The organism is Pseudanabaena biceps PCC 7429, assembly GCF_000332215.1.
Taxonomy (GTDB): domain Bacteria; phylum Cyanobacteriota; class Cyanobacteriia; order Pseudanabaenales; family Pseudanabaenaceae; genus Pseudanabaena; species Pseudanabaena biceps.
In genome coordinates, this window is record NZ_ALWB01000070.1 from 20,900 (window position 1) to 30,877 (window position 9,978).

The following is a 9,978-nucleotide window of genomic DNA, read 5'->3' on the forward strand; positions in this document are numbered from 1 at the left end:
ACGTTTTGTTATTAGTTAGGGATAAAACCTAGAAGAGCATACCGCCCACTGGGCGGTATGCTCTCTGGTTTTGGTTTTTAATTCTGCCTAGCTACTTATTAGTTTAGATTGGGATTAACGATATGTCCTCTTGTGGGGTCGGGGATGAATAAACCGAGACGGAGCGATCGCAACATCGCCTCCCAAACTTCTCGCATTTGCGCTTCTCCCTCTGTCCAATAATCAAATGTGAAGAGAACTTGGACATTGCCACCAATACCTACCAAAATACGTGATGTGGCGGGTCTTTTTTCGGTAGCGTCTATATATTGGATATCGCCCCAAACTAATCTCATTCCATCACGGTTAGCGCTCGTCACTTTGCCTTTGGCAGTGATTTGGCGATTGTCATCATCAAGAATCTGCTGAAGGGTCTTTTTGAGGGGAAATGTGCTCCAATCATTGGGGGGAAGACGATTAAAGGACATTTCTAAGGCTCCTGTATCGTCGGTGGGTTCGAGATCGTGAAAACTAACGGACTTTTCTTTAAATTTAACAATCCAATCCTTTGGGAAATCAAACCGCACTGCTCCGCGATCGGCTACAAATATCTTGTACCCTTCTTGCGATTCCCAACTATGGTCGCTACGTAAAGTTAAGTCTTTTTTCTTCATGGATTTACATAAAAATAGAGGAATAAAGGAACGTATCTATATTAGAAAGCAAGAATCATTATGGGACTCGTTTAGAGACTATTAAGACCCATTTGAGACACAAAGCCGCTTTTTGTACGTAAGTAATTCAGCATAATTAAAATCCAGAATCAAAACCTGTAGTGCCTGCTGCGCGTAAGCTACAGGTCTTGGAATTTGCTACTTACTTAACGAAATTTTATTTAGAATAAAAGGCTGGCAATATAAAGGCGATCGCAATGCCCCCAATTACCAGAACTTCCATCATAAGTAGAATTGGGCTGGATGGCTTAATCTTAAAGCTTTTAAACCAATGGATCGGGGTATCTTCCGCGCGAATTCGCCAACTGTATATAGATAGTAATAGCGGCATTCCACCTACCTTGGCACTCATCAACAGATGCATAGCAATGCTGAGAATCATCAATACCCATGAGATTAGATGCCCAATATATCCTGCATGGTTAAAGTCTTGATTGGGAAGCCATTCCTCATCCATCATCCTTCCTGTAATTACGGCAAGGGTTCCCGATAAAAGGATTGTCGTATTAACCAGCCTTTGGATTGCGACCCACCAAATCGGCTTACCAACTTCTTGAAAATGTGATAGGGGAGGCTGTACCAAGCGTCGCGATCCAATATGAAAGCAATACAAAGCAAAGATTGGTAATCCGATCAGAAATATAAGGGCGATCGTGCCGTGAATACCTTGGGTATCGCGAATTATGGGTAAGTTAAGGGTTCCAAAACGCTTGTCATATCGGTCATAAACCATAAATCCCGTAATTAAGGCAGCAAAGACTAATAAAGCGATCGCATTATGTAATAAACGAAGTAAAACAGGCTGGTATGGAGTATTGCGCGACATAAGCTTTTTGCTATGATTGCTAATGAATTGCAGATAAAATAAAAATGAGCAAAAGCGTAATAAGCAAAGTTTTAGCGATTTTGGCTGCTCACCTTGTATTTAATATTACGATGTTTTTTACGGGGTCACCTTTGGCTAGCGCTCCAGCTATATCGCAATCGCTCAAATGGTTAAGTTTTGGTATTCATGAGCAGTACGGAATATGGACGCTTATTTGTATTGCCTTTGTTGTTAATTCATTTTTGAAAAGGATTCTTTAGGGAATAGAACAATGCTTAAATACGTCATGTACTTTGCGATGTTTGTTGGTGCGATCGTTGTTGCCGCATGGGTATCACGAGAGGCTAGCTACTTTTTTAATAACCTGCTCTATCAAATTCGCTATAACTGGATGCCTTTTTTAGCGGGCGCAATCTTAGTGGCGATCGCTTTTAAGGTGTTTAGCAATAAATCATGATGGCAAATAACCGATCTCAATGACCGATCTAGCAGAGCGTATTCTCGCAGCTTGCGATCGCTGCACTATGGCAGGACAGCGAGATTACGCGATCTTGTGCTTACTAATTGGGAGCTCGCTGAAGCGGCAGCAGGTAGCGGCGGTTAGTATTCGCGATTTTAATTACAATCAGCGATCGCTACAAATTCAACGTCGCTACAAACACCAAAATCAACAAAATCCATCGGAAATTATTAGTCTCACATTAGACACAGCCGACGCATTACAAGACTGGCTTAATCTGATTCATATTGCGGATGATATTAGCGCTCTTCAAGCACCGCTATTTATATCCCTTGATCGCGCTAAGTATGGTCATAGGCTTACGGGAACTGCCATCTATGGCATTGTCAAACGGGCTGCAACCAAGGCAGGAATCGCCGAAGCGATCGCCCCCGAACAGTTGCGCTTCAGCCGAGAAAAATACGCCTTAAACCAAGATATTGAGACACAAAGCAAGACTATAGACGAGACTGGGGAGACTCATTTGAGATCGCCTATGGCATCTAAATTAGTATCTAAATTAGATTATGAGAATCAAGATAGGACTCATTTTGATACCCATGAGACTCAAATAAGCGCCATTCCCTACGCTCTGACGGAATTTCAGCCAGACATTCTCAATTCTCTTCTATCTGACAAACGTAGTCTCAACACTAGACGCGCCTATGAAAAGGATTTACGTTACTTCTTTCTTGCTGCCTACGGACAAAAGCCCACAGAATCAGTCATAGCGCAATTTTTACGGTTAAATCGATTTGAGGCGATCGCGATCGCCCTGCGCTACAAGTCAGATCTCATTACTCAAGGCTTAAAAGAATCCACAATTAATCGTCGTCTATCGGCTCTAAAATCCTTGGTAAATTTCGCCGCTAAGTTAGGTAAATGCGAATGGAATCTTAATGATGTCCAAACCGAAACCGTCCAAACCTACCGCGATACGACAGGGATTAAACCCGAAAGTATCCGCGCCATGCTTTTAAAAATAGATAGAACTACTATCAAGGGAAAACGCGATTTTGCGATTTTGCGACTGCTTTGGGATAACGCCTTGCGTCGCAATGAAGTTGTGAGCGCAAATATCGGTGATTTTGATGGCGAAGGGCGATCGCTCCAAATTTTAGGTAAAGGACGTGGCTCTCAAAAGAGTCTCATCAGTCTTAGTTTGGGAACATCAAGCGCAATTCAAGACTGGCTATCTCAGATTGAGACTCAAAATAGCGATCGACCTTTATTCCAGTCTCTCGATCCTGCTAATTACGGTCACAGACTAACGGGTACGGCAATTTACCAAATTGTTGATCTACTTGCTAAAGATGCAGGAATTGCTAAAAAAATGTCTCCCCACCGCATCCGCCACTCCGCAATCACCGCCGCCCTTGATGCCACCAATGGGAACGTTCGCAAAGTGCAAAAATTATCACGACATAAGAAGCTAGACACCCTCATGCTCTACGACGACAATCGCACGAATATGCAAGGCGAATTGTCAAACTTGCTAAGCGATCTGATTTAAAAATTGATTACTTTGCCCGTAATTGCAATGAGAACAAAATCCTACATGAAGGAAAACTATTCCATTTGATAAGCAACTTGATAAGCAACATGGTCTAATACCTTCCTCACGGCAATAATATTTATTCTAAACGCCCTTTAAAAATTGCTCGACGCTTTGCTGCCACAGTTCTTTATCAACCGTAACGAGCAAGCTATGATCCGCGTTAGGAAAAATGGTTAGTTCCTTAGAACCTTGTAAATTCTGAAAGATATGATCAATCTCCGCTAAAGTAATCCATTTATCGAGTTTTCCATGCAATAGCAAAGCAGGACATTGAACTTGCTTGGCGTAATTCACTGGATTATGCGTAAAACCATTGATCCCATGCTGAATACTTCCCCAAAAGACAATCATCTCAGCGATCGGAAATGGTGGAATCCAGTTTGCTCTCAACCGACTTCTAACAGCATCTAAAAGTCTTGCAAAAGGAAGTTCAAGAATCACAGCATCAGGATTAACTTTTTCATCAGCCACTGCTTTAAGAATCGCCGCACTTCCCATTGACACACCATAGAGAATAAAGGGACGCTGAAAATTTAAATGTTGAGCATGATTAAGAGCGATAGCAACATCTTTAGCTTCCCGTACGCCTAGAGTTGTCGTATTTCCACTAGAACCTCCTAAACCTCGGAAATCAATAAGCAAAGTATCGTAGCCCAAATGATGAAACGCCTTGGCTGGAGCTAGAAGTTGTATAGCTTTACTTCCTGCATTACCAGGAAAAAGCAAAACAGTGCCACTAGATACAGGCATTTGCGTGGGAATAAACCAAGTCTCTAGCCACTCAGTTTGATTGATAGGGATACGTTGTGTGACATATTCAAGCCCAATATCACTGGGAATTGTGGAACTGGTAGATTTAGGAATTCCTAACCCCCAATGTCCAGAGGAACTATAGTGGGTTAGCACATAAGCGCCCAAGTAAGACAAAGCATTCAGGGATAAAAAGACCACCAGTACAAATAGGAACAGAATCTTTCTAGTTTTTTCTCCGAGTCTAAAAAACTTGAATGCTGCCATTGCCCCTACCTCACTTTTTGCTTGATCAAATATACTCCCAGAATTTAGAGATTGCGGCGCTTCGCGCCGCAATCTCTAATTCTTCACTGGGAAGGGAGTAGCAATGCAAGTTTTGCTGAGGACAAATCCCAACCAAATAGATAAGTGGCGATCTACTTTTTTATTTACTTTTATTTACTTTTTTTATTTACTTGTTTTTCTGTAAAAAATCTGGCATACTCACTCTACTACGGTTTCTCTATCGAGTTACCGTAGATTAAGCGGTCATAATGATACAAATCCTTTGTATTGCCCTGTCTCTATGATTCGGGCATATCAAAAGCTGCCAAAATTCACGCGCCAGTTCAACCATCAAAACTGATGTCTGTGAATTTATCTCCAAATTTCATTCAAAGAGGATCGATCGTGGTCGATATTAAATTTGCATACTGGGTACCAAATGTTAGTGGCGGATTAGTCGTCAGCAAAATTCCCCAACGCACCGATTGGAGCTATGACTACAATGCTTGGCTAGCTCAAACGGCTGAAGAGGTTGGGTTTGAGTATGCCTTGGCTCAAGCGCGCTTTATTGCTAGCTATGGAGCAGAATATCAACTTGAAGCCCTAACTACAGTTGCGGCGTTAGCCCCTGTCACCAAAAAGATCAAACTAATTGCCGCTGTCCATCCAGGACTCTGGCATCCTGGTGTAGTCGCCAAGATTGGTGCTTCAATTGATTTTATTTCTAAGGGGCGGTTTGCGTTGAATGTGGTCAGTGGTTGGTTCAAAGGGGAATTCACAATTTACGGTGAACCTTGGCTCGATCACGATGAACGCTATCGTAGATCAGAAGAGTTTATTCACGTCCTCAAAGGATTGTGGACGGAAGATGAATTTCACTTCAAAGGTGATTTCTACCGAATCAATGGCGGTTGGGTAAAACCCCAGCCCGTCAATCTCAATCCCCATCCTGAGATCTTCCAAGGTGGCAACTCGAAGGCAGCTCGGCAAATGGCTGGACGAGTCTCGGATTGGTATTTCATGAACGGGAACACAATTGAGGGTGTGCGCGAGCAAGTAGCAGAAGTTTCTGCATTGGCTAAGCAAGCAGGACGGACAATTAAGTTTGGGCTGAACTCGTTTATCATTGTGCGTGACTCTGAATCCGAGGCATATGAAGTGCTACGGGAAATTATTGCCCAAGCAGACATAGAAGCCGTAGAAGGATTTGGGGAAGCGGTCAAGCAAGCTGGCTCGGCAACCCGCGACAAAGTTGGCATGTGGGCTAATTCCAACTTTGAGGATTTGGTGCAGTACAACGATGGGTTTAAGACGGGATTGATTGGAACCAAGGAACAGGTGGCTGAGAAAATTCAGCAGTTTCACTCCGCTGGTGTCGATTTGATTTTAGGAGGCTTCCTGCATTATACCGACGATTTACCCGCCTTTGGGCGTGATGTGATTCCACTGGTGCGCCAGTTGGATTCGCAGCGTAAATCCGATCGCTCCCTTGTCGCCATCTAGCTTTTAAGAAAGATAACTAGCTTTTAGCAATGCAAAGATAACTGCGAGATCGCAGCAAATTTTCAACGTTTAACTTCAACGTTTAACATGTAATCAAGGACGAATTTATGACTTTCGTATTGGACATTAAGGCAAACCGTAAACAAACTCATATCATTAAGGATGATCAAGAGGCGATTGCGATCGCCCATCAGTTGGCATCAAAATTTACCCAAGGTGCTTCTGATCGCGATCGCGAAGGAAAAGTCCCTCTCGAAGAAGTAAATCGATATTCCGAGAGCGGACTTTGGGGGATTACCGTTCCCAAGGAATATGGGGGATCTTTTGTCTCAAATGTCACGCTAGCAGAAGTGACTAAAATTATCTCTGAAGCCGATTCCAGCCTCGGACAGATTCCCCAAAATCACCTGTACATCGTGGAATCGATTCGGTTGGATGGTACAGACCAGCAAAAGAAGTTCTACTTCGATCAAGTGCTGAAAGGGAAGCGCTTTGGTAACGCATTCTCAGAGATTGGTACCAAAAATGTTGCTGATGTCCAAACCCGCGTCACAAAGACTGGCTCTAAATACCTGCTGAACGGACGAAAATTCTATTCCACAGGCGCACTGGTAGCAGATTGGATTCCCGTCGTGGCGAGTAATGATGATCATAAAACGGTGATTGTGATTCTAGAGCGTGGAACACCAGGGCTAACCATCATTGATGACTGGAACAGCTTTGGACAGCGTTGCACTGGTAGCGGCACCACAATCATTGAAAATGTAGAAGTGTCAGAGGAGCAGATTATCCTCCAGTTCCAAGCCTTTGAGCGCCCAACCACCCAAGGTCCCGTAGCGCAAATTATTCAAGCCGCTGTGGATGTGGGAATTGCCAAAGCAGCGCTGAAAGATACCCTGCACTATGTCCGCAACTATGCCCGCCCTTGGATTGATGTCGAGATTGAGCATGGCTACGAAGACCCCCTTACTCTCTACAACATTGGTCAGGTGGTGATTCAGGTTCATGCTGCTGAAGCGCTGCTACGTCGTTCGGGAGAATACATCGATCTTGCCAATGCCAATCCCACCGATCGCACCGTTGCCGAAGCATCGATCGCCGTTGCCGAAGCAAAAGCGATCGCCGCCGAAGCATCAATTCTAGCAAGCAACAAACTATTTGAACTAGCAGGCACCAAGTCAACCCTGAGGCAATATAACCTAGATCGCCATTGGCGCAATGCCCGCACCCACACTCTACATGACCCCGCCCGTTGGAAGTACTACGCCGTTGGCAACTTCTACCTAAATGCCGAAAACCCACCTCGTCATCCTTGGCTTTAGAATAAATCCACGCCTGAGTTGGGATAATTTGCATTTTAATGCAACTGGATTGATACAGCTAAGTAGCTAGGCGCAATTAAATATAAAACCCCAAAACCTGTAGCACACGCTGCGCGTGTGCTACAGGTTTTGATTCTGGGTTTTAATTATGCCCAGCTACTTAATAATTAAGCTATGTCTATCCACTACATAAATGGAACTTAGAGCACTTTGCACTCAAAGGCAAACCAAGAAACCTTTTGAAAGTTTTGTAAAGAAAAACTTTTAAAAGGTTTCTTGTGGTTCTTTATGATTAGGGAATCTAGAGGGAATCTAGTCTGATGGCAACCTGACTTTACCGTTATTATAGTTTTCCCACAATTCAAATCCCATTTTGAACCTTTGTTTAGATGTATCCATATATGCTTTACCTTCAGACAACAAAAACTTTTTCATCACAGGTTGCTTTGATAGATTTAATAATTCCTTTAATTCATCTTCTGAAAAATCGGCTTCCAGCCTTGCTGCATAGTCATCTTTAAAGTGACTCCACCCAATTTCTCGCACAAACATCTTTCTGAATCTTGTATAAATCTTAAAATCATCGCCCTTACCAATTAACGTACCCATCAAGTGATCGAAATGCGTATCGTATCTTTGGGAAATTCCCATCTCTAGCAGTACTTCGTTTGCTAATTTATGATTGGAAGTTTCACTGGCAGATATTTTGGATTGGTACTCAACTAGAGGAAGTTGTTGCGAATTCACTGCGTGTACTGTGAAGAAGGTAAAGCAGATGACCAGTAACAATCCAAGAAACCTTGAAAATTTCAACTTTACTTTAAACATTAGAATTTAAGCACCTGAAGTTCGATAATGAATATATCGGCGGCACAATGTTGCCTATCACCCACCATAGGTCGTTCCTCTATCATACCCTATCAAATCTTGGCGATCAATCTTAGCAATCTAAACATGTGAGTAGCTAAGCCCACAACCAGAGAGCATACCGTCCGCATAGCGGGCGGTATGCTCTCTGGTTTTTAGATATTGCTATACCGATGATTACCGCAAGAGAGTGTTAAATTGAGTTAACTCTATTCGATGCCCATCGGGATCAACTACAACTGCTCTTCGTCCCCATTCTGACATTGATGGCTTCGCGATAAAAATGACATCCTCTTTCTGTAGCTCCATCGCAAGCGTATCTAAATCAAGAACTTGAAATCCTAATCTAGTTCCTGTTGTCACCTCCATTTGAGCTGTTTGAGGGTAAATCTCGAAAGTAACTTGTCCTATTCTACTAGCAAAATGTTCCAATCCATTTCCATGACGATGCTTAGCAAAATTTAAGCCTAGCATTTGATAAAATTTAATGGATTTCTCTAAGTTAACGGAGCGAATAACAACAAGACTAAGATATACATCAATCATTCTAAACCTCTAGCTAGAACGCGAGCATAAAATTTATTACTCATTCGATTCTGCTAAGTAGCTAGGCATAATTAAAAACCAAAACCAGAGAGCATACCGCCCGCATAGCGGGCGGTATGCTCTTCTAGGTTTTAAGTTTACTTATACCTAGCTACTTAGCTGTAATTTTTTTGCCGTCTCAAGATCGTCCACTTTGTAAGCATATTCGCTTGGAGTGAGGAGTACATCATAGTTTTTGGCAATGACATGCTGTCGTTGCTCTGCAACAAACTCCGAAATATCTTCAATATTTACAATCCACTCTCGTGAATATTTGATTGCTACTTCCCCTTGTAAACCTAATTGGATTGCCCGACGCTGTAGTTTTTCTCCTGTTGGCGAGTGATCGGGATCCCATTGCAAACGAATTGGAGAGGCTTTAACAGCATCACTCCAAGCTTGCTGGTTTTCGTAAATCTCAGGAATATTCGTTGAATGAACGGCTTGGGAAAGAATTGAGTCAAAGGCGGAGCGTTGAATACGAATTGCTAAAGTTACTTCCTGTCCCTCCTTTGTTCCCCAACCTGAGCGATACATCATCCACAGAAAGTTGGGCTTAATCCAAGTCATACGTGAAAATTTAAAGTCTCCGCCGAAGTAGCCATGGTTTGCAGCAAAATGTCCAATAGCAGGAGGATAGGCTTGATAAACCACGATTGAATCTACATCATACTGTGCGAGAATAACCCTTCCGCTTGGTTGCCAACGATCTTTTTGATTCAGATATCGCTCAGTTTGTACTTTCATTATTTGCAAAGAAGAAAATTAAATCTAGGTCAGCAAAGATAACTTGCTTGGTTTCGTTGTCGTGAAGATGAGCCTTAGGTTATACCATTCTCACGAGTTACATATCTGGATGCTCCCGAAGTACAAGCTCTCGAATAAAACTACTATAATCATCTTTCATTGGAAGCTCCATATCAGCTTTGATATGTCTTCTTATTGCAAAGACTTTCTCTCCTGACTTGGGATTAGTTGATTCGTAAAGAATCAGGTAAGAAATTGACAAAAGAGCCAAAGCGGCTAAAGTAAAGGGATGAAAGAGCCACCGCAATATGAACGAGAAGCCCTAGAAAATATGCCAGTAG

Annotated in this window: 10 protein-coding genes; 4 read left to right on the forward strand and 6 right to left on the reverse strand. The window is 42.7% G+C overall.

Annotation, left to right across the window (positions count from 1 at the left end):
* Positions 1 to 98: 98 nt before the first annotated feature.
* Together PSE7429_RS09885 and PSE7429_RS09890 are read right to left on the reverse strand one after the other, a co-directional pair.
* Positions 99 to 653 carry a hypothetical protein gene (locus tag PSE7429_RS09885; protein ID WP_009627016.1) on the reverse strand — a complete coding sequence of 185 codons (555 nt, stop codon included), beginning with the start codon at positions 651 to 653 and terminating at the stop codon, positions 99 to 101.
* A gap of 217 nt (positions 654 to 870) precedes the next feature.
* Positions 871 to 1,539, reverse strand: a complete 669-nt coding sequence (locus PSE7429_RS09890; RefSeq protein WP_009627017.1) for a cytochrome b/b6 domain-containing protein — start codon at positions 1,537 to 1,539, stop codon at positions 871 to 873.
* A 271-nt stretch (positions 1,540 to 1,810) separates the two neighbouring features.
* On the opposite strand from PSE7429_RS09890, the gene PSE7429_RS25960 reads away from it, so the two are divergent.
* Both PSE7429_RS25960 and PSE7429_RS25105 read left to right on the forward strand, forming a co-directional pair.
* Entirely contained in the window at positions 1,811 to 1,996 is a 186-nt protein-coding gene (locus tag PSE7429_RS25960) for a hypothetical protein (RefSeq protein WP_009627018.1), read from the forward strand.
* A 19-nt stretch (positions 1,997 to 2,015) separates the two neighbouring features.
* Positions 2,016 to 3,551 carry a tyrosine-type recombinase/integrase gene (locus PSE7429_RS25105; protein WP_009627019.1) on the forward strand — a complete coding sequence of 512 codons (1,536 nt, stop codon included), beginning with the start codon at positions 2,016 to 2,018 and terminating at the stop codon, positions 3,549 to 3,551.
* A 126-nt stretch (positions 3,552 to 3,677) separates the two neighbouring features.
* Here the strand turns inward: PSE7429_RS25105 and PSE7429_RS09905 are convergent, their stop codons facing one another.
* Positions 3,678 to 4,613, reverse strand: coding sequence for an alpha/beta hydrolase (locus PSE7429_RS09905; protein WP_009627020.1), 936 nt, complete (start codon positions 4,611 to 4,613; stop codon positions 3,678 to 3,680).
* 405 nt (positions 4,614 to 5,018) lie between these two features.
* Here PSE7429_RS09905 and sfnG point away from each other — a divergent pair, with 405 nt between their 5' ends.
* Positions 5,019 to 6,116 (forward strand): dimethylsulfone monooxygenase SfnG, encoded by a 1,098-nt coding sequence (sfnG, locus tag PSE7429_RS09910; protein ID WP_009627021.1) that lies wholly within the window; start codon positions 5,019 to 5,021, stop codon positions 6,114 to 6,116.
* 107 nt (positions 6,117 to 6,223) lie between these two features.
* The gene (locus PSE7429_RS09915; RefSeq protein ID WP_009627022.1) at positions 6,224 to 7,438 is read left to right on the forward strand and encodes an SfnB family sulfur acquisition oxidoreductase; all 1,215 of its coding nucleotides are present in this window, start codon (positions 6,224 to 6,226) and stop codon (positions 7,436 to 7,438) included.
* A gap of 312 nt (positions 7,439 to 7,750) precedes the next feature.
* Here PSE7429_RS09915 and PSE7429_RS09920 read toward each other — a convergent pair whose 3' ends face one another.
* The 3 genes from PSE7429_RS09920 to PSE7429_RS09930 all read right to left on the reverse strand — a co-directional run bounded on the left by PSE7429_RS09920 (position 7,751) and on the right by PSE7429_RS09930 (position 9,637).
* A complete protein-coding gene (locus PSE7429_RS09920; protein ID WP_202950425.1) occupies positions 7,751 to 8,185 on the reverse strand; it encodes a DUF2059 domain-containing protein in 435 nt (144 codons plus the stop codon).
* A gap of 297 nt (positions 8,186 to 8,482) precedes the next feature.
* Complete coding sequence (locus tag PSE7429_RS09925; RefSeq protein ID WP_009627024.1) at positions 8,483 to 8,851, reverse strand: VOC family protein; 369 nt, start codon at positions 8,849 to 8,851, stop codon at positions 8,483 to 8,485.
* Between the two features lie 147 nt (positions 8,852 to 8,998).
* Entirely contained in the window at positions 8,999 to 9,637 is a 639-nt protein-coding gene (locus PSE7429_RS09930; protein ID WP_009627025.1) for a DUF4291 domain-containing protein, read from the reverse strand.
* Positions 9,638 to 9,978 lie beyond the last annotated feature (341 nt).